This window comes from bacterium (assembly GCA_016708315.1).
In the GTDB taxonomy this organism is placed as follows: Bacteria; Zixibacteria; MSB-5A5; order CAIYYT01; family CAIYYT01; genus JADJGC01.
Map to the genome: position 1 here is coordinate 37994 of JADJGC010000005.1, position 20970 is coordinate 58963.

The 20970-nt window shown below is 51.0% G+C and carries 17 protein-coding genes and 1 tRNA gene; 5 read left to right on the forward strand and 13 right to left on the reverse strand.

What is annotated here, in order from left to right:
• Window positions 1–55 precede the first annotated feature (55 nt).
• Both pabB and IPH59_06710 read left to right on the forward strand, forming a co-directional pair.
• Window positions 56–1804 (forward strand): aminodeoxychorismate synthase component I, encoded by a 1749-nt coding sequence (pabB, locus tag IPH59_06705; protein MBK7091395.1) that lies wholly within the window; start codon window positions 56–58, stop codon window positions 1802–1804.
• Between the two features lie 104 nt (window positions 1805–1908).
• Entirely contained in the window at window positions 1909–3399 is a 1491-nt protein-coding gene (locus IPH59_06710; protein ID MBK7091396.1) for a DUF853 family protein, read from the forward strand.
• Window positions 3400–3405: 6 nt separating this feature from the next.
• Here IPH59_06710 and IPH59_06715 read toward each other — a convergent pair whose 3' ends face one another.
• The 10 genes from IPH59_06715 to IPH59_06760 form a co-directional block, all read right to left on the reverse strand.
• Window positions 3406–3594, reverse strand: coding sequence for a hypothetical protein (locus tag IPH59_06715; GenBank protein ID MBK7091397.1), 189 nt, complete (start codon window positions 3592–3594; stop codon window positions 3406–3408).
• Between the two features lie 89 nt (window positions 3595–3683).
• Window positions 3684–3962 carry a DUF1697 domain-containing protein gene (locus tag IPH59_06720; protein ID MBK7091398.1) on the reverse strand — a complete coding sequence of 93 codons (279 nt, stop codon included), beginning with the start codon at window positions 3960–3962 and terminating at the stop codon, window positions 3684–3686.
• 118 nt (window positions 3963–4080) lie between these two features.
• Window positions 4081–4302, reverse strand: a complete 222-nt coding sequence (locus IPH59_06725) for a hypothetical protein (GenBank protein ID MBK7091399.1) — start codon at window positions 4300–4302, stop codon at window positions 4081–4083.
• 170 nt (window positions 4303–4472) lie between these two features.
• Window positions 4473–4805, reverse strand: a complete 333-nt coding sequence (locus IPH59_06730; GenBank protein MBK7091400.1) for a hypothetical protein — start codon at window positions 4803–4805, stop codon at window positions 4473–4475.
• Between the two features lie 258 nt (window positions 4806–5063).
• A tRNA-Ser gene (locus tag IPH59_06735) sits at window positions 5064–5155 on the reverse strand.
• A gap of 119 nt (window positions 5156–5274) precedes the next feature.
• Window positions 5275–6297, reverse strand: coding sequence for a Stp1/IreP family PP2C-type Ser/Thr phosphatase (locus IPH59_06740; GenBank protein ID MBK7091401.1), 1023 nt, complete (start codon window positions 6295–6297; stop codon window positions 5275–5277).
• 8 nt (window positions 6298–6305) lie between these two features.
• Complete coding sequence (locus IPH59_06745; protein ID MBK7091402.1) at window positions 6306–7412, reverse strand: FHA domain-containing protein; 1107 nt, start codon at window positions 7410–7412, stop codon at window positions 6306–6308.
• A gap of 1 nt (window position 7413) precedes the next feature.
• Complete coding sequence (locus tag IPH59_06750) at window positions 7414–9834, reverse strand: protein kinase (GenBank protein MBK7091403.1); 2421 nt, start codon at window positions 9832–9834, stop codon at window positions 7414–7416.
• A 214-nt stretch (window positions 9835–10048) separates the two neighbouring features.
• Window positions 10049–11086 carry a T9SS type A sorting domain-containing protein gene (locus tag IPH59_06755; protein MBK7091404.1) on the reverse strand — a complete coding sequence of 346 codons (1038 nt, stop codon included), beginning with the start codon at window positions 11084–11086 and terminating at the stop codon, window positions 10049–10051.
• A gap of 60 nt (window positions 11087–11146) precedes the next feature.
• Window positions 11147–13468 carry a T9SS type A sorting domain-containing protein gene (locus IPH59_06760; protein ID MBK7091405.1) on the reverse strand — a complete coding sequence of 774 codons (2322 nt, stop codon included), beginning with the start codon at window positions 13466–13468 and terminating at the stop codon, window positions 11147–11149.
• Window positions 13469–13859: 391 nt separating this feature from the next.
• Between IPH59_06760 and IPH59_06765 the strand changes: the two genes are divergently transcribed.
• Entirely contained in the window at window positions 13860–14369 is a 510-nt protein-coding gene (locus IPH59_06765) for a PTS sugar transporter subunit IIA (GenBank protein MBK7091406.1), read from the forward strand.
• Between the two features lie 54 nt (window positions 14370–14423).
• Here IPH59_06765 and IPH59_06770 read toward each other — a convergent pair whose 3' ends face one another.
• On the reverse strand, window positions 14424–16361 hold the full coding sequence (locus tag IPH59_06770; GenBank protein ID MBK7091407.1) for a tetratricopeptide repeat protein: 1938 nt from the start codon (window positions 16359–16361) through the stop codon (window positions 14424–14426).
• A 243-nt stretch (window positions 16362–16604) separates the two neighbouring features.
• On the opposite strand from IPH59_06770, the gene IPH59_06775 reads away from it, so the two are divergent.
• The gene (locus IPH59_06775) at window positions 16605–18449 is read left to right on the forward strand and encodes a choice-of-anchor B family protein (GenBank protein MBK7091408.1); all 1845 of its coding nucleotides are present in this window, start codon (window positions 16605–16607) and stop codon (window positions 18447–18449) included.
• 6 nt (window positions 18450–18455) lie between these two features.
• On the opposite strand, the gene IPH59_06780 is transcribed toward IPH59_06775, so the two are convergent.
• Together IPH59_06780 and IPH59_06785 are read right to left on the reverse strand one after the other, a co-directional pair.
• Window positions 18456–18941, reverse strand: coding sequence for a hypothetical protein (locus IPH59_06780; protein ID MBK7091409.1), 486 nt, complete (start codon window positions 18939–18941; stop codon window positions 18456–18458).
• Entirely contained in the window at window positions 18938–19999 is a 1062-nt protein-coding gene (locus tag IPH59_06785; protein MBK7091410.1) for a hypothetical protein, read from the reverse strand. The genes IPH59_06780 and IPH59_06785 overlap by 4 nt, the downstream gene beginning before the upstream one ends.
• A gap of 80 nt (window positions 20000–20079) precedes the next feature.
• Here IPH59_06785 and IPH59_06790 point away from each other — a divergent pair, with 80 nt between their 5' ends.
• On the forward strand, window positions 20080–20838 hold the full coding sequence (locus tag IPH59_06790) for a type III pantothenate kinase (protein ID MBK7091411.1): 759 nt from the start codon (window positions 20080–20082) through the stop codon (window positions 20836–20838).
• Window positions 20839–20970: the final 132 nt, after the last annotated feature.

Sequence of the window (20970 nt, forward strand, 5' to 3'; positions counted from 1 at the left end):
TCGATCACAGCGTTAGGGGGTTGACAGTCAACTGGAATTTGGCATACTCAGTCTCATGTTACCTTCAGTGTTGTTGTTTGACGCCGCAAATCGGGTGTGGTTGGCGTTTGAGAATCCGGTTGAAATCATAACTGCGACGAACATTGAAGATGTCGCCGCGTCTATGCTTCTGGTTCAAAATCGAGTTGAGACCGAACAACTCTGGGCTGCCGGCTTTCTGAGTTACGAAGCTTCACCAGCCTTTGATCGCAGCCTCATAGTTCACTCTGAATCGGAGTTTCCCAAACTGTGGTTTGGGCTCTACCGCGAACCACGCCGCTTTGCTCTTCCTGATGACGCTGATGAAGCAGCAGATAACTCATTGAAATGGACTTCTTCAATCGGACGTGAAGAGTACGACGCAAACATTTGCAGGATCAAGAATCTCATCGCGCGCGGCGACACCTATCAGGTCAACTTCACAACGCGATTGCGCGCTGATATTAGCTCCGACTTCAATTCAGCGAGTTACTTCCAAAGTCTGATACAGGATCAGCAGGCTTCATACGCCGCATATCTGGACATCGGTGATCATGTGATATGCTCGGCATCGCCGGAGTTGTTCTTCCGATTGGACGGTAATTTTATCACGACCCGTCCGATGAAAGGGACGGTACATCGCGGACGAACGACATTGGAAGATGCAAAGTTGTCGGAGTGGTTAGCTCAGTCTGAAAAGAATCGCGCTGAGAACGTCATGATTGTTGACATGATGCGCAACGACCTTGGCAAGATCGCCAAGGTCGGCTCTGTGCAAGTGCCGCAATTGTTCGCGTTGGAACGATATCCAACAGTCTGGCAGATGATATCAGAAGTAACCGCTTCGACGGATGCCTCTTTTAGTCAGATCATTTCTGCGCTCTTTCCAGCTGCCTCAGTGACCGGGGCTCCCAAACCGAAGACGATGGCGATCATTGCCGACCTGGAGCCGGAAGCCCGCAAGATTTACACAGGTACTATTGGATTCTTGTCGCCGAATCGTCGGGCGCAGTTCAGCGTCCCCATTCGCACAGTGCTAATAGATAGAACACTTCGCACTGCTGAATATGGCGTCGGCGGTGGGATCGTCTGGGACTCGAACTCCGCCGAGGAATACGACGAATGCCAAACGAAGGCGAAAGTGCTGGCAAGACGGCCTCGTGACTTCTCATTGCTTGAGACATTATTGTGGACACCAAATGGCGGCTACTTCCTTTTGGAAGAGCATCTTTCTCGGCTGAACGATTCTGCTGACTACTTCGGATTTGAATTTGACCTAGCGAAGGCGCGTAAATCATTGGCCACTCTTTACAATCAACTCGATGGCCGACAGAAGATCCGACTACTGCTCGATCGTCGCGGTACGATCACACTGCAAAATGATGCTATTGCGGACGTCGTTTCGGAGGTACCATTGCGTTTGCGATTCGCAAAGGACCCGATCGACTCAAGCGATGTATTTCTTTACCACAAAACCACCAATCGCGGTTGTTACGAATCGGCACGACAATCGGTAGAAGATTGTGATGACGTCGTCCTGTTCAATCGAGAAGGATTCATAACCGAAACCACAATCGACAACATCATTGTGAAAAGGTCTGATGGCGCTCATGTCACTCCGCCGGTGAGTTGCGGCCTTCTTGCCGGTACGTATCGTGCCTCGCTTCTAAGTGAAGGCAAGATTATCGAAGACGAAATCACCATCGAACAGTTGAAACGCGCAACGTCGATCACAGTCATCAATTCTGTTCGCGGTTGGCGAAACGCGGTTCTTGTTGTCGATTAGTCGCGCTCTTCGACTACAAGCTGCTTGACCAAAACCAATATAATGTGCATTCTTGCTAAGCAGATTAGCGACTGCACGCGACTTTCTTGACTACTGGAGGTTCAGTGCCTGACTCGATATTACTTGGCAAAGGTGAAGCCCATGTGAAGCTGCTTCTACGCATGGCCAATCGCCACGGCCTAATTGCTGGTGCAACTGGCACTGGAAAAACTGTGGCTCTTCAAGTGATTGCTGAGAAGCTCAGTCAAAACGGCGTGCCGGTGTTTCTCGCTGACGTAAAAGGCGACCTTGCGGGGATATCTCAGCCGGGTGTTGAGAAACCGAAGATCACCGAACGTATTGGACAGATCGGGATTGCTGATTTTCAGTTTGCCGGTAGCCCAGTAGCACTTTGGGATCTGTTCGGCGAGCAGGGACACCCGATTCGCACGACGATCTCCGATATGGGTCCGCTATTACTTGGGCGATTGCTTGATCTCAATGAGACTCAGACCGGCGTACTCAATCTCGTATTCCGAATCGCCGACGACAATGCCCTACTGTTGCTCGATCTAAAGGATTTGCAGGAAATGCTTAAGTTCGTTGGCGAAAATGCGAAGCAATTTACCACCGACTATGGCAACATCTCCGCAGCAAGCGTCGGAGCAATTCAACGGTCACTGCTTACTCTCGAAGAACAAGGCGGCGACAAATTCTTCGGCGAACCGGCATTGGACTTGGATGACCTGATCCACACCGACAGCATGGGTCGAGGCATTGTCAACATACTTGCTTCCGACCGGATCATGATGTCACCGAGGATTTATGCTACGTTCCTGCTGTGGCTGTTGGCAGAACTCTTTGAGCAACTCCCCGAAGCCGGCGACATCGACAAGCCGAAACTGGTCTTCTTCTTTGACGAGGCGCATCTCCTATTCAATGAAGCGCCCAAAGCACTACTCGAGAAAATTGAACAGGTGGTGCGGCTGATTCGCTCCAAAGGCGTCGGCGTTTTCTTCGTCACACAGAACCCGCTCGACATTCCCGACTCAGTTTTGGCACAATTGGGAAATCGCGTGCAGTTTGCTTTGCGGGCGTTTACACCGCGCGACCAAAAGGCTGTCCGCGCCGCCGCGACTACCTTTAGAAGCAATCCAAAACTGGATATCGAGAAGACTATCACCGAATTGGGAATCGGCGAAGCGTTGGTGTCGCTTCTCGATGAAAAGGGCGCACCAACAATCACTGACCGCACATTGATTGCACCGCCACAGAGTCAGTTGGGGCCGATTCTGCCGCAACAGCGAAATGAACTGATTCGCACTTCGACGCTAATGGGAAGATATGAAAAGACAATTGACCGCGAATCGGCGTATGAACTTCTCAAGGCAAAAGCTCAACGCGCTACCACAGCCAGCCCACAGGTAGTGTTCGAGGATTACGGCGCACCGCAACGCGCGACAAAGCAGCCGCGAACAACATCGCGGCCAACTCGCCAGCCGGAGAGCATGGCGGAGTCTATCGCCAAGAGCACGCTTCGCGCCGCCGGAAGTCAACTCGGCCGTTCATTGATTCGTGGTGTACTTGGTTCGTTGCTTGGTGGAAGACGACGTTAAAGCGCGTCACGCTTTGACAATCTTCTGAAGAGTATTGAGATTTCGGACCGTGTGGTGGTCCTTGTATTTCGCCTTTGACAGCAGTTTGCCGAAATCGCTCTTGAGTGTCATTCCCTTCTGGACCCGCCAATAGACAATCATTTCCCCTGCTTTAGCCTGTTCAACAGCCTTGTTTAGATTTGTTTCTTTGACCATTTCGCTACCCAAGTCCTGATTGAAAAACACGACATAGTGCTGTTCATCTTTGTTGAGGCCATCAAACGGATACTCGGCGATAACATCGTTTAGCCGCTCAAGCGTGACACAACTGCTTTCGCCGGATAGTCGAATCTCTTCGCTAGCCCGGTTTCGATTGTACTTCGGACTTGAGCCGCGTTTTTCGAGTCTGAGGTGAACTTCACATTGCCGCTCTGGAGGATTGTTTTGACATCGCCGAACCCCATTTTCTCGAAACACTTCTTGAGGTCGGCACTGGGGATAATACGATTCCCTCCGACGTTGATGCCGCGAAGAAGGGCGACGAATTTACCTAACGACGATTGGAGCGAGTTGCCATAGGTTATAAGCAAAATACGCAATACCCAATGTTGCAGCAATCACATTTGCCAACCGAACGCGAGTGGGTTTCGACAGACGATCCATCGACAACACCGATCATTTCCCAATTTCTCAAGCCGCTTGTCACGACCGCCCAACTTGCCAAGGAGAATTCTGGTCTCTGCGCGTAGCAAATCCCCCGAGTGGTAAGTCGGCGATTTCGAGAATGCTGGGATCGTGTTCGATCATTTCACCCAGAGAGATCAACATTGCATCCTCTTCTCGCAACTGATGATCCTGTCGTAGAAACTGCCAATCGCCTTCAGTATCGTGGGATACGTAGGTGATTGGCAGCTTCTCCAGCACAATACTCTTGAGCGTGAATACATAGACTGCCAATTTGTCGCTAAATCGCTTTGACATAATGGTTCTACTAAACACCATTCTCTATTGAAGTAGGTCGAAACTACTTCTTGCAGCAATCAGATTCACCAACCGAACTTTTTGGGGTCTCGACCCACGAATTGACGGACAAGCTAACGTTCCAAGAAAACAGTCTCTACCCGCCATCCCGACGCCGTTCGCTTATAGGCGACACCAAGAAGGATATGACGGACGGGATCCTCAAGCTGAATTCGGGCGTCATCACCAAATTGCTGATAGTCAATAACCCAGAAATAAGCAGGCAGTTTCGCGCTGTCAGCTAACGTCTTGGTGATGAAAGTCACCGGTTGTCCGAACTTTGTAACACTCGGTATGCCAGCGCGATTTGCGAGAACATCATCAGCTATAGTTAATGGATACGCTGTGCCATCTGACTGTCTATAGAAATGTGACTGTAACGTGTCTAAATCGAGAGTCTGCTGCAATATATCCGCGTAGGTCGAGATACTTGCTTCTGCGGTTCCAGATCGAGAGGTCGTCGCACAGGACAACACTCGAGTGCCGCTGCGATAAAGGCAATCACCTTCACTGCAAATTCACCGATTTGAGCGACTGTTCTTCTTCTGTGCTGTGGGGGTTGGAGGCTCTTCAAAGTAATTGCCTCGTAGTCGAACGGTTTTCCGGTATAGTAAACCATGCAGAATTGCACCCCAATCCTGTGTATCCACCTAATCCGAATTTTATGGCGGAGTGGCAGGGATTCGAACCCTGGAGACCTTTTTGGGGCCTACACACTTTCCAGGCGTGCTCCTTCAGCCAGCTCGGACACCACTCCGTTTGAAGCCCCAATTTATGTTTTGCCCGCCAAAATGCAATTGATTCTTTGGGTTCTATTCCTCAAGCCACAAATAGCAGCCCGGACGCTTTGTTAGGGTCAAGATTGGGGGAAACGAACTAACTAGAATACCAGAAGACGAGAATCACGACGATTACGAGAATGATCAGGACGAAGAACATCGGATTGAGTGCGCTTTTTTTTTTGGGCGGAGGAGGAGTGAATTCACCCGTCTCAACGCTCGAATGTGTATCCTGCGCCGGTGGGCTTTCCTGTTGGAAATACTCGCCGGCCAACCGGGAAAATTCGGTCAGTTCCTGTTCCGTGCCCCACTCAATCGTCACTCTCCTGACCTCATCGAATTCCGGTGTTTCCCCCATCTCCGTGATCCGCGCTGCGCAGACTGTGACATTGTCGGCGCCCCCGGCATTGTTGGCGCGCTCAATTAGGTTATTGACTAGCGCCTCTAGATTGCCGCCATGTTCAGTCGCAGCTTTAAGGATATCGCTGTCGCTGACCATTCCCGTCAACCCGTCTGAACAGATCAGGAAAAGGTCATTTTGGATGAAACGGACCTGCGAAATATCCACCCGAATTTGCGGCTTGGTCCCGAGCGCACGGGTGATGACATTCTTGTTTACCTGCAATTCGGCGTCAGCTTCCGAAAGATTATGCTTTTCCATCAACTCGCTGACCCAGGAATGGTCAATCGTGACGCGGCGAATATTCTGCTCGCGAATCAAGTAGGCGCGGCTGTCGCCGACATGGCAAATCGTGACTATACCGTTGTCGAATTGGCAGGCCACGACCGTAGTGCCCATTCCGGTCTGCCCCGGGACACTGCGCCCATGCTGGATGATTCGATGATTGGCTACGGCAATTGATCCGGCCAATAGCTTGCCCAACGGTGTGATGGTCTCCGGGTAGCTATGAATGTCCGAATCGAACATTTTGGGATCATTTGTATTGAATAGCGCCGTGATGGTTTCGATACCAATGCGGGAAGCGACCTCGCCGGCGGCATGGCCGCCCATACCGTCACATACCATCATCAGGTTATGCGCGGGGTCGATAGCGAAAGAATCTTCATTGTGTTGGCGCACTTTTCCGACATCGGAAGCGCCGGCGAATTTGACCTGCATCGTCTTTTCTAGTCTCCAAGCAACCAGATTGTTGCTACGATAAGCAATGTTATAAGGACCGCAAGTCCAATAATTATCGGAAGGTACTTGCTGCGACCTTTGTCGGGTGAGAAGTTCTCGTTACCTACAAAACAAAGGCGGAACTTGACCTCTCCGGTGGGCACCGGAATCGAAATAATATCTTCCGGAGCGATTGATTCGCGCTGATTCGGCTCGATCACTTTTCCATTAATGAAGGTACGCAGGCGGCTCTTCTTGTCGATCAGCGAAAGACCCTCATCAGTTGCCACAATCGTGAAATGCTCGCGCGAAACGGAATTGTCCAAATCCCCGCTTTCAGTTCGATCTACGACGAGATCGCAAACTGACGAATCGCGACCAATTACGAAATCCCGCGTATCAATTTCCCGCACCTGACCCTTGTATTGTCCCGATAATCCAACCAGCGAGTAGACCGGTGTGATTCGCGCTTTCCGCGGTGCCGCGGGAGCTTGGCGCTCAGGCCGCCCGACATCTGTTGTCGGTGGTCCCTGCCGTGGGGAAGCACTTTGCTGTTCGCGCTGGACAGGAGGAGGTGGTGGAGGTGACTTTGCCTGCTGCGATTGCATCATCGCAGCGGAGTCGATAATTGTCGTCGGTCGCTCCACTCCGCGAGGCGCTGGTTTCGGTTGCTCCGGCTGTGACGGAGGAGGAGGTGGTGGTGGCGGTGGAGGTGGTTGAGGCGCTGCAGACACGACTGGAGCAGTGTCTTTTGACACTTTCGGCGGTGCCGGTGCTTCAGGTGCTTTCGCCGCTTCCGGTGCCGGTACTGGCGAACCCAGCGTTGGTGGATACGTCGCAATGATCAAGTAATCGAGAAATGCTACCTTATCTCCATCGTTGAGCAGAACACGATTTCCACCCGGAGCACCATTGACACTGAAGCTGAGCCCGTCATTGCGGCGCTCAATCTCGTAGCCGTTTGCCGACTTAGTCAAAAAGAACAAATCGCCGGTCAAGCCGGGCGAGTCAAGGTTCAAGTCCATTGTCTCGCCGGATCCTATCCGGGCGATGTTGCCATCAAACTCGAATAATTTGTAGCTGGCGCCGCCTTTCAGCACCACAAATCGTGCCACGCTATCTCCTCTTCACCTTAATCGTCAGAACATACTGCTCGCCGGCTTTGACGTCTTTCGACTCGTCAGCGTTCTTGTAGTTCTCATGCGAGGTGATGAATTTGTATTTACTTGGGTCGAGTTTTGCAACAACCCTGCCATCGCCATCGGTGCGTCCGATATCAACCAGTTGCTTCTCTTTGCCCTTCTTAAACTCGGCAGTAACCAAGACACCCTGGATCGGACTCTTCTTATCATCAACGACGAATATCTTAACCTCGGACTTGCTGCCGTCGTCCTGTTTGACGGGAGTCTCTTCGCGTACCGGTTTGCCGGCTTCGCGCTTGCGCATGACTACCGTGAATTCCTTGGCGGTCGGAGTAACTATTGTATCGGTATCCTGATAACCGTCAGCAGAGAGAACAATGCGGCATTCGATTCCAGGCAGCCTTACTGAAGCCGGAGTTACGTCGCTGGATGAGTAACTCTTTCCGTCATATACGACTTCACGAATCTTGGCATTGACCGAACGATCGGGGCTACCGGCCTCGTACGCCTGAATGTCCACCCGGCGGTAGAGGTATTCTTTGTAAGTGTCCTTGCGTTTGCCCGATGCCGGGATTTCGAGTATTCGGTCCTCAAAGCCGCTCTTGGTAATCGTCAGCATAACAGCATCGTCACCAAGATCCTTCTTCAGTGGGGTTCTTCCCAATTCTACGCCACTATTGGTGATTTTTACCGTTGCATCGCGAGGATACGTGATTAGTGTGGTCGTCGGTCTATCCGAGAAGGATCCCGAAAATTCAATACCGCCGCCTTCTCGCTTTGATACATCAATGTCGGTTAAGTTTAAAGTCGCAAAGTCGGCCAAAACCACTGGGCCGCTTGTTAGCGCCTTTTTGCCCGGCACTTCCAATGTGAACTGGATGGTATCTACGGCTGCAGCCACGAACTGATAAGGCGTCGTTTTGCCGGCGTCTTCTCCATTAATAGTCAACTTGGCGCCGACCGGATTTGAAGTCACCTCTACAACTGTCTGCATCACATAACTGCCTTCGGAGAGGCGGTCGAAGTTCAACACAATGGCGGAATCAGGACAACACGGATGACGCAATGTCAGTAATTCGCCTTCCGGCATCGTCAATGTCAGCGGAGTATATCCAAGCAGCGAATCGGCGGAGTAAACTGCCACACCGTCCGGCGTGGTCGCAATTGTGCCGCTTTTCATTTCCATCACCTGAGGTTCACTGCTCCCTCCGGTGTTTTGCATCATCTTGCGTACAACGAGAAAACCGACTACCAACACCAACATGGCTGCCAAACCGCCCAGGACAAGTACAGTCTTGTTGCCGCCGAGACCGCTGCGTTTGGCGCGTTTCAAACGTTCCGACACCGGCGTAGTGGAGATTCTCGTCTCCTGTCCGGCTCGCGGCCTCTTATCGTCGTCGCGATCATTCCGTGACTGATCGGCCATAGTTTGAATCCCTTCTTCTATATCGGTTCGATCAATAGCCCGGGTTCTAACCCGTTCGTTTCTGCCCGCTGGATATGGATGCAATTTAGGTGTTTCAGCAATTTTTTCAACTAATTCTCTTAGTCTTTTTTCCGGATGATCTGTCGCTTCACGGTAGAGCGATTCGGCTCGATCTCCAATTTGGGTAGCAGTCACAAGTCGGTCATTGCGATTCTGTCGAAGACAATTCTCGATGAGGCTGGTAATTCTGCTATCAGCCTTGCTCGTTGTCATGGCTTCAAGTCGATACTCGCCCTTGAGGATAGTCGACATCAGCTCGGAAACATTGGCCGTTTCGAAGAGGCGCTTTCCTGAATACAATTCAAAGGCAATAACTGCCAGACTGAACAAGTCAGTACGCTGGTCAACTGCCCCGCCCTGAATCTGCTCCGGCGCCAAATAGGCGACTTGCTTTGTTTCTTTGATTTGCGCTGGTGGAAACTGGAAATCGCTGATTCTTACAGAACCAGCATCAGAGATCCAAATTGCCTCAGGATTGAGTCCCAAGTGATAGAGTTTCAAAGATTGACCGGTCTGACGGTCGCGCGCATCATGCGCTGCTGCCAGACCTCTTGCCAGTTGCGCGACGATCAGATTCGCTATCTCAATGTTCACGTCGATTGCAAAGGGACTATCAAGCAACCGGCGCAGGTTCGCTCCGGCGACGAATTCCTGCACAACATAGACTGTGCCATCTTCGCCACGCTTAACGCTAAGTATCTGGCGCAAGTTGGGATGCGCAACTTGAGTCTGTCCAAAGGCCGCGCGAACGTAGGTGCGAACATCGGCGTCGCTGGGAAATGCGTGACGGTTAATCTCGACAACATTCAGTTGCCGCGACAGCTCGGTGTCACGCGCAAGATGCAGATTCCCCCACGACCATTCCTGGACCAATCCAGTAAGCTCAATACGTCCGTCGATTAACTTCATAGTTGGCAGATGCTGTGTATGAACCGGCGTTCCCGGGGTCTACAACTTCAGCATAAATCCTTCAGTTGTCAGTGACATCGGTGATTTCATTGGGGACTATACCAGGTCCCAATTGAAAAAGATCGTCTATGACAAGCAGTTCAGCAACGACTTTTGAAAACAAAAAAGCCCCGCTCATTCGAACGGGGCTTCAACTTTCACGAAAAGAGATAGACTACTTCAGAAGCGTCATCTTTCTGGTCAGAGAAAACTCGTTGGACGACAGACGGTAGAAGTAAATACCGCTGGCGGCCTGACGACCGGAATTGTCAACGCCATACCAAGTGTATTCGTATTGACCGGCGCCAAGGAATCCCGACTGAAGCGTCGAAACCTTGCGGCCAAGGATGTCAAACACTTCAAGCGTGACATCGCCTGCTTTTTCAAGATTGAATGCGATCTTTGTCTCGGGGTTGAACGGATTCGGGTAATTTTGTCCCATCGAGAACTGACCTGGAATCGCATAGCCGCCGTCAGCAACATCAGTCGATTGATCAACCGTCGTGGTAATGACCTTGTTGAAATCAGCGGACGGATCGAACAGCGAAGTGACCGAAATCGTAAGTTCGTCCTGCTGACCGACGGTGGCCGAGCCTGGGACAAAAACTGTGACTTGGATCTGCTTGGTCTCTCCCGGATTCAGATAGAATGAATTCGCGGGCTGATTGTGCGAGATTGTCCATCCAAGCGAGCTGAACAGGTCGAGATTAATCCAATCGATGCCATCGCCGTCGTTCTCGACAGTGATGATGTAATTGGTTGGGACTCCTGCAAATCCTTGTCCGCCATCCGGACCGACGATATTGAGCGAAAAATTCTGGACTGTGGCTAAATTCATTAACTGGATCGGTCCAATTCCGATCCAAAGGTCGCTATCGGGGCCTAACTTGGATGCTACTCTTCCATTGACCTTAAAAACAACCACCTCATTTGCGACACAGCCCTCGTCCAGTGCTGGAGTAAAGAGATCGTCTCCGTACACGTTGGTCGCAATATACGTTCCTGCCGTCGCAGTAATGCGCTCGCCGCAGAGAACGCCGGACTGGTCAAATGCCTGAACAATGCTTCCGATTGGCATCGGGTTTCCATTGAGAGTACAGGCCGTACCGCCGAAATTCGTCCAGACATTCGTCGGTGTAACTTGTCCCAGCGCAGCTGCAGTCATCCCGATTGCAACCATTAGCGCCAAAATCAATATTCGTGTCACCTTCATAACTTTATATCCCTCGTGAAAGTTTGTATTCATAATAATCATCACCTTCGTCTCCGCAAACTATTTTACGAGCATCATCTTCCGGGTGTAAGAAAAATCTCCGGCCGACAGGCGATAAAAGTAAATGCCGGAAGGAGCTGTCCGACCAGACAAGTCATCACCATTCCAAGTCACGCTGTAGCGACCGGCGGGAAGGTTTCGATCTACCAGCACATTCACCTGTTCGCCGAGAAGATTGTATACTTCGACGCGGGCATGGCTGGATACGGGTAGATTAAATTCAATCATTGTTGACGGATTAAAGGGATTCGGATAATTCTGATTCATGCTGAAGTCATTCGGCAACGCATCCGAAAGCTTTGTGACAGAATTCAGATTCGAAATCGACAGATTGTCGCCGAATCTTCCGTAGGCAAAACTCTCACGTACCGGTTCGCCATTGATAGAAAGGCTGATCAAGCTGCCCGGTTCGAGACCTTCGTCGTTCGCGGTCGATTTGTCGTCGAAATAGACCGGCGTGAAACTCAACTTACCGTCTTGTTCGACCAGTGCCTGACCGCACAGCGTTCCCGACTCGTCAAAGATTTCGACAATCGAACCCGCGCGAATCAACTGGCCATCAAGGTTGATGCCTTCTCCATAGAGATTTACCCACTCACGGGTCGGTATCAAACTATATGACATCGGTCCTTGTTTGAAGGATTCGGTTATATTCGGGATATTCCACGGCGACGGCAGCGCACCCGGATAAGCCAGTACCGAAGGCGTCGTCGTCTTAACCCAGTAGCCGAAATCACGGCGCATGAATTCGAGAGAAGCCAATTCCGGATTAGCCGGATCGTAGGAAACGCCTCCGCTTTCATAGCCAAGAGTAACTACCAAGTCATCAATCATTGATTGCAGTGCAATCTCGGGTTCGTTGTCTTCATCAGGAAGATAGCTTACCAGGTTCCAATTCGATTCAAGTTGAATCGGAGTTCCCGGTGCAGCCTTGAGTCCGGTTACACAAAGAACTGTGTCGCAATCCATCCGGAACCAGTATCCGTGCAGGTGATAAAGAGCTTGTAATGTTGAGAACTGCGGCAGATTCGGATCATAGGTTGCCGCACCGGCTTCAAATCCGAAGATGCCGTCAACGCAGCCTTTGATATCCGCTATGATCGTCTCAATGTTGTCATCCGGTGTGTCGACGTTCCAGCTGATCAGATTCCAGCCTTCGCTAAGGGCGATACAGCGGGTTTCTTCTTCCGGCTCATCCGTTATCGTAAGATGAACCTGTGCCCAGGCTGTTTGCGGATCAGCATTCGGATCACTCACGGCTATAGAGTCGTTGTATTCACCCGCAGCGAGGCCGGCAACACTGACAGTCAAATCAACAGTGCTTGGCGCCGCGCCGGAGTTGGGAGAAACAGTCAACCAGTCGGGCTTGTACGTCACTGACCAGTTGAGCGGCTCATCGCCGAGATTTGTGATGCTCATTGACTGAGACAACGGGTCAATATCGATTTCGGTCAAGAAATAGAATTCATCTGGATTAAGATCAATCACTGGCGGGCCAGGTTCTCTGACTGTCAACGTAATCGGCGCATACAGTTGTTTCGGTGTGGCGAATTCGTCATGCACCGCGATCGAATCGATGTAGGTACCAAGGGCGAGCCCGGTTACATCGACGCTGACCGTAACGTTTGTTGGAGCCGTACCAGAGTTTGGTGTGAGAGTAACCCAGTCAGGCTTGTAAGTGATGTCCCAATTCAATGGATCGATTCCAAGATTTGTTACTTCCAAATTCTGCGACGGCGGATTTACACCGATCGTAGCGACAAATGCCAGAGAATCCGGATTGAGGCTGATAATCGGTCGATGAGTGAAAATATGCAAGCGACCGAAGTTGAATGCATCCTGCACTGGAGTTCCAGATGTGTTAAGCATCTTAAACTGCATGTCACCGATCGTGCTTGAATCAACGCAAATTGTGTGAGCATGTGCCGACGAGAAAATCAAAAAGTGTACGGTCGCAATCAGGCCGTCACCCGCAGGCAACGGTGTTCCTTCGGCGGCATCGAATGTCACCCAGAACTTGCGGCCGCCAAGATCGAATCCCTTGGTAATCGCACCGAGCCCAAGGAAACGGCTGCCGACGACTGATACTGAATCGATTCTTACATATGTGCCGGGAACGAAGTCAATAGGAGCAATCACTTGATCAATAGCTACGTTGTTGCTCATATAAACGGGATATGCTACCCGCTGTCCGTTGGCGATATACACTTCCGGCATGGAAATGACGTTCAGGGGTGTCTGTGCAAACACAGACCCGGTTGTCAACATGAATAGAACAGTGACAACAGCCACAAACATTAAACGTCCCGGTAACATCTTCATCGAAGAGTCCCTCCTAAAAAGAAGTAATAATCTAAGTCAATTCCCCGTGAGGGGACCACAGTTCCAAATGGTGTGATCTTCCTATATCTGGCGAGTAGTCTCATTTGCAGACTACAAACAGCGGTAAGTATGAGCAAAGCATTCCTTCTTTGCCGCGATAATATAACCCCATACCCAAAAGAGTCAAGCGAAAATGCTCAACAAAGAGGAGCGCAAATGTCTAATTCTTAAACAGTTACGGCTAATAGCTAAAGTCAATAATCGTAGGGAGCTGCCAACTATCATTTGACAAAAGCAGTTATACGGTATTGATTTAGAGTGCCGAAAATTCGGCAGGGATAAGGTTTCGGGCTTACCGGACGATATCCCATACTATATAAAGGAGTATTGAGTGCAGATTTCGCGCTATCTAACCCCGAAACTCGTTAAGCTGGAAATGGATACGGTATTTGAGCCGCCGGAAGACGGCGAGGCACAGATACTCACCATCAAGCGAATTCAGGAGCGTAAGGAAGCACTCATTGCCGAATGTGTTGATCTTCTCAACCTGTCGGGAAAGGTCGGAAATAAGAACAAACTCCTCAGAGACCTATTTGACCGGGAGAAAAAGGCGACAACTGCAATCGGTAAGGGGATCGCTATCCCACATGTTAGGACTATGCAGGCCAAGGAACTGATTATCGCTATCGCGCGGTCTACTGAAGGTTACGACTTTGACGCCGCTGACGGACAACCGGTTCATGTGTTTGTCGCGATGGCCGCGCCGCCCTATGACGACAGTTTGTATCTTCGTGTCTTTCGCGCCCTCGCCCAGCTCTTCACTTACGAAGGGTTTTACGAGCGGATTATGACAGCCCAGCAACCATATGATGTTATCCGCGCTATCCAGGAAATTGAGTAATCCCGCTTCATTGCCGAGGATCGCGACAGAGATTAGAACTTTCAGAAATCTACTTTAGCGAGGGGCTGCAATACTCGTGGGAAGATCCAACGTCACCGTCGTACCTCGACCGATTTCGCTTTCAACTTTGATATCACCCTGATGCTTCTTTACGATATTGTATGCTGCAAACAGCCCGAGTCCTGCCTTTATTCGCGAGCCTTTGCGGCTAAATGTAGGCTCAAATAGATGCTCGAGTTGCTGTTGTGGAATGCCAGTTCCTGAATCGGAGATGATCACTTTGATTCGATGTTTGTCATTCTTGGTAGTGATCGAGATCTTGCCGTCGTCGCGAATTGACTCAACTGCGTTTCGAAGCAGATTCATAAATACCTGATTGAGTTCGCCGGGATAGTGTGGAAATGCCGGAACCTCGCCAAAGTTCTTTTCCAGCTTGATGCGGCCATTCAGTTCCGGTTCGAGCAACTGCAATGCGCTGTTGATACCTTCGTGAATATCAGCCTGCTGAAATGATGCTTCATCCAGACGGGAAAACGTTTTGAGACTGCGCATCAGCGCCAAAAGGCGCTCCAGCGCGCTTTCAAGGACGGTTTGATTCTCCAACATAACACGAACAAGCCTGCTATCGCGATCGACCGAGATGCCATCGTCGCGATGTAGCTCTGCCAGCGCAGCCACACATCGCTTGATTACATCGTTGGCGCTGGTCATAACACCCAGCGGTGTATTGATTTCGTGAACTACGCCTGCAACAAGCGAACCCAGTGCCGCCATCTTTTCCGAGTGTACCAGTTGACTTTGGGTGGCGCTGAGTTCTGCCAACAACTGCTCAAGCTGCTCGTTCTTTTCCTGCAACTCGCGATTCTTCTCTTGCTCCATAGCAGCCATCTTTTCAGCGCCTTCGACCTCGAGACTCACCTGAAGATTCTTCACTCGAGCGTTGGCCTCATTGGAATACACCTGTTGCTGCAAATCTTGATAGATGCGAAAATGCGTGAGTGCCGACTTGTAATCGCCTGCCGCTTCATGCGCCTGTGACAGCAACTGGTGCGATAGGAAGACACGTGGCCGCGCCTTCAGTGCTGTCGCCAAATCCAATGCTCGTTGCAAGACAGCCAATGCGTCGTCAATGCGGTTTGTGCGAAGGTACAATCTTCCGAGTTCGAGTAGACTTCCGGCCAACGCCTGCCGCATATCGAGCTTCTCGCGAATCGCAATACTGGCGTTCAGGTATTCAAGTGATTTGTCGTAGACGCCGCATTCTTGACATAATATGCCCAAATCATTGAGGGCTCGTGACTCGCCTTCCGGATTGTCGAGTTTTCGATACTGACCGAGTGCCTCCCGGTGGTATTCCATAGCCTTGTTGAGATCCCCACGGCTCTGATAGACAGTGCCCATGCCTGTAAGGGCGCGGGCTTTTCCCACACCGATTTCGGCATTGTCCGGTTCCTCACGACTCAATCTCTCAAACATTGCCAGCGAATCCTGGTGATATTTGAGTGAACGTTCAAAGTCTTTGAGGTCGTGGTGAATTCCACCGAGACTGTTGAGAATCCACGCGTGCATCAACGTGCCTGGGTGTGCTTCAAAAATCTTGAGTGCTTTCAGAGCACACGAGAAAGCTTGGTCGAAATTCCCGAGGCTGCGGTGCACCATTGCCATTACACTGTAAATGCGAGCCTGCCCCATCTCGGAACGGCCTCCCAAGGCAATAGACAACGCCTGTTCGAGATCGACCAATGCCGATTCGAAGTCGGCAAACATGTACTCGGTGTAGCCAATCAGGGCTAGTGAATACGCCTCACCATGAGGGTATTGCAGCCGCCGCGAAATCTCGAGCCCCTCTTTGGCAAGCATCAGCGCCGCCGAGGTGTTAGACACCATCTGCTCTTCCGACAGCTCCAGCATTACATCGACGAGCTCGTTTGATTCAGCGTCGCGCTGTCGCAATGCTGCTAAATTGTCCTGCAATTTCTGAACTATACTCAATGGGCAACTACCTCAAAATTTACGATAATTGATACGCATCCATCGGAAGGGAAGCACAACTATCCTTTTCTTGCTTGATATTTTCAGATACTACGTTAAATTAGACCTATTTAATCGAACATTACTAATCGCAATTCGTATTTATCTTATAATAGTCAATCGATACTCATATGGCAGAAAGCTGTCGTGCCTCGAAACAGGGCGCAAAGGACTGCTCGAAGCCAAGTCGGAGGGAAATCCACAATGTCAAAACGCTGTTTTGCACTGGCGCTGTTATTAGCACTGAACTTGCTTTATTCACAAGGCATCAGTGAATCTCGGCAATGGGTCGATAATCCTGCGCCGGCTTTCAATTACGACAATAATCCTAACACATACAAACCGGAAAACGCCGGTGTCGCCCAGCCACAAGTCTCTCAAAATATCTCGCTTCCGTCGGCAAATATCAAGACGGCAACTAACTTGAAAACCATACTCTCGGAGACAGAAACCGATGCCTCCGATTCACTGTACTTGTGGGGGCGCTGGCACGGACGCACTGGATATGGTGGAAGTTGGGGCTATGTCGACTCTGCGACCGGCAATGAGTATGCTCTAATCTGTTCGCGCCCCCAGGGCGTATCGATTGTGGATATCAACACTTGGCCGCCGCAAGAGGTCGGTTTCATGCCTTCTATCACGCCGGGTCGCGATGCCAAGGAGGTAAAGGTGTACCGCCATTGGGCGTTTGTGGTCAAGGAAAATGAACCGATTCAGGTGTTTAACCTCGCCAACGTTACCAACCCAGTTCAAGTCAGCACCATTACTCCGATCAACTCCGGATCGCACAATTGCTGGGTCGAGGGCAACTACCTCTATGTCGTCGGCAACCACGGAGTTGGCGGACTTGAAATCTGGAATATCACAAATCCAGCCAATCCCGGCGCTCGCGTTGGCCAATACAACACCTATTACTACCACGACATCGACATCCGCAACGACACGCTCTACGCTGCCGCTATCTATGGACAGGGTATCGACGTGCTCAATATTTCCAACAAGGCTAACCCGACCTTCATCACGAACTGGAATTACCCCGGCTCGGGAGCCCACAACATCGAAATCAGCCCCGATGGTCAATATGCTTTTGTCGGAGACGAAATTGGATCATCCGGACAGTGGACCCGCGTATTTGAAATCTCCGATATCCACAATGTCCAGTTGATCTCACAAATCGTCGTCAATCCGAGCGCGACCGCGCACAACTCGTACTATCGAGATGGCTTCCTCTACATCGCTCATTACACCGAAGGCGTACGCATTTGGGATGTATCAAATCCATTTGCTCCATCGGAGGTTGCCCGTTACGACACCTACCCCGGCATGGGATTCGGTTACAACGGCGTGTGGAATGTATACCCGTTCTTCCCTTCAGGAAAAGTCATCGCATCCGATATGCAGACCGGGCTTTATGTGCTTCAGTGGGGCAATTTCGTCTGCCCTGATGTAGTGGACTCCGACCTTGACGGTCTCGGCAACGCCTGCGACAATTGCCCCGGTGTGGCAAACGTTGAGCAGTTTGATGAAAACCACGACGGCGTCGGTGATGCCTGCGACGGTTTGTTGCACATACAAAGCTATCACCCCGACTCGGCGTATTTGAATGTCCCGTACAATTTTCAATTTGACGCTCTTGGCGGAACCGAACCGTACAACTGGACTTTTGTCGGCGGCGACTTGCCGTTTGGCTGTTCGTTTACAAATGGCGCCGGAACCATAACCGGCACGCCGACCTTTAGTGCTACCTATTTCTTTACGATTGCAGTTTCAGATGTTTCCGATCCGATTCGTGTCGACACCCTGAGTGTCCAAATCACTGTGACCAATGCACCGGATCCCGGCTATGTTTGTGGTGATGCCGACAACAATGAGTCAGTCAGCATATCAGACGCTGTCGCCTTGATCAGTTACATCTTTGGTGGAGGCGCTCCGCCGAATCCGTTGCAAGCGGGAGACTGCAATTGCGATAGTGTTGTGTCTATTTCCGATGCGGTTTCGTTGATCAACTACATCTTTGCCGGCGGACCGGCGCCGTGCAGTGGATGCTAATGCAGATTAGATGCTGAATCGCCATGCGCACCAGTAATCCGGGTGCTTGGGATCGGGCGGACAACCAACGCATTCAGTTTTGATAGCCGGGTCAATTGTTTGTGCGAACAATGAGTACTCGACAATTCCAACTTCCTGACAAGGAAACGCCTGCATCCCCTGCCTTTGTCGGGCGCTTTGGACGCGACAGTCTTTCATCCGGAAGAGAAAGCTCGTCGGCGATTCCTCGACGATATCCTGCACGTTCACATAAGAATACAGCCTGTATCCGAGTGCCGTTTTCAACGCCGCCAGTCCACCATTTTCTGGAATGTGGTGCCGCGCCATGATTCGCTTGGCTTCGATGACGGTGAATCGCGCCCAAGCGTTCTTATCGAGTTCAATCGCCTTTTCCAGCCCGAATGCCTTTTCGATTTCTTGAAACCAAAGCCCGTCGTGAGCTAACCACAATTTGGCAGCGTCTTCAAGCATCTCCCTATCCAAATCACTCATCGCAACACGCTCCCGTCAGCTTTTGGTTGCTGCCAGTGTTCAACGATACCCCAAACTGACTTGGTCGAGCCCGCATGCTCCAAAGTCCCCGACACCACGGACAAACAATATCCGCTGGTGTAGAAAATTCTCGGTTCTACTAAGTCAACGCTAAACGTCAGATTCAGCTCCGGTATCGAAAGAGACTTCTTCAGTGCAATCGTGTCATAGATCTTGCGGTCACGAGTCAGTCCGTCAGAGTTGATTCGCACCTTCGCACTGCCGTCTGCGAAACTCAAACCGCTATTGGTTTGAAGCAGCGCAAAATTCTTCAATATCTTGTCGCCTGCTGTTGTCGAATCGGATGAAGCAATCAACGTTGTCTCGCCATCAAGCAAGGCAATCCAATCATAGTTGGTATACTCGATCCCGGCATTCACCTTGTTGATCGGATTGTACCCATCGAGCTGGATTAGCTCGTAGATTACAGTACCGGCCAGGGTGTCGGCGCCAAACGTCATTACGCCTTTGCCGATGCCATGCGAACGCCGATTGATTTCGCCATTCGTGTTGCTTTGAACAGCCTCGATGCCGCTGAATTCAACCCCAACCTTGACACCGCGCCAGTTATAGTGCATACGCCCCGACTTGTGGCCGGCGTCCCAATCGAGCCCACCGGACGGGAAGTTGTAACCAATATCAACACGCGAAGAATCGTGACGTGCCTTGGTGTACGGCAACGCCTGCCAATATGAACCATCGAACACGAATCCGGAGAAATCGCGTTCGGCGCGAATAAACTCATTGTCATTCAGCACGCGACGGAACGTAACCGTCACTGCCCTTCGGACCGTATCGCGTTCGCCGAGGAAGACCAGATGCTCGATTACCGTGAAACGCTGGAGTTCTGACTTGAATGTGATGCTGTCGGGGATGATTGCACTTTGATCAACAACGTGATTTGTGGATACAGCCCCGCTTACCCCATCAAATGGAGCTTCCGACGATTTTTTACTGCAGCCGGCTGTCAGAAGCGCAAGCAATGATACTGCCAATGCGAATATTGTGATTCTTTTCATGCTCCAATGGTAGCAGAATCGCGCCACATGGCAAGTGCATTTTGATTTGCACTCCCGGCAATATCCGGTATATTTCGTCCATGCTTTTGGCAATTGACATCGGTAATACCAACATCGTCGTCGGATTCTATAACGGCAACAAATTGGCCAGTTCTCTGCGCTTCGCCACCGACCACGGACGCACATCGGATGAGTCCGCGCTTGTTCTGCATCAGTTTATGCAGATGAAGAATCTCTCCGGCATTGACGGCATTATCGTTGCCACAGTGGTTCCGCGCCTTGACCCGATTTTTCGCCGGATGTCGATCGATCATTTCCATATCGAGCCGTTGGTCGTCAACTCCGGCCTGAAATTCAATATCACTTTTGATTATCCGAACCCGCCGGAAATCGGCGCTGACCGCATCTGCAACTCGGTTGCCGTATTCAAGCAATTCGGTGGTCCGTGCATCGTCGTCGATTTTGGTACCGCAACGACATTTGATGTCGTCTCCGCCAAAGGCGCGTATCTCGGCGGCGTGATCGCGCCGGGAATCGAAACTGCCCAAAGCGCACTCGCCCATCGCGCCGCCCAGCTTTTCAAGATCGGATTCGAACCCCCGAAATCACCGATCGGCAAATCCACCGAAGACGCCATGAAGGCCGGATTCTATCTCGGCGGCGTCGGTCAGGTTGAGTACATCATCGAGCAACTCGCCAAAGAGCTTGGCTCCGAGCCAAAGGTTGTCGCTACCGGCGGCTTGGCTTCGCTGATTGCGCCGGCTTCCAAATACATCACTGAGGTTCTCCCCGACATCACATTAGACGGCTTACGTCTCATCTACGAAATGAACCGCTAACTACCTTCTATTGACAAAATCGCCATTCCGCGTATCTTGTACTGACGTACCGCTGCCGCTCCGAAACATTCTGTTTTGCCATACGTCTTACTATTAATAGTACCACACGAGCATATTCTTGAGATTGGAGAT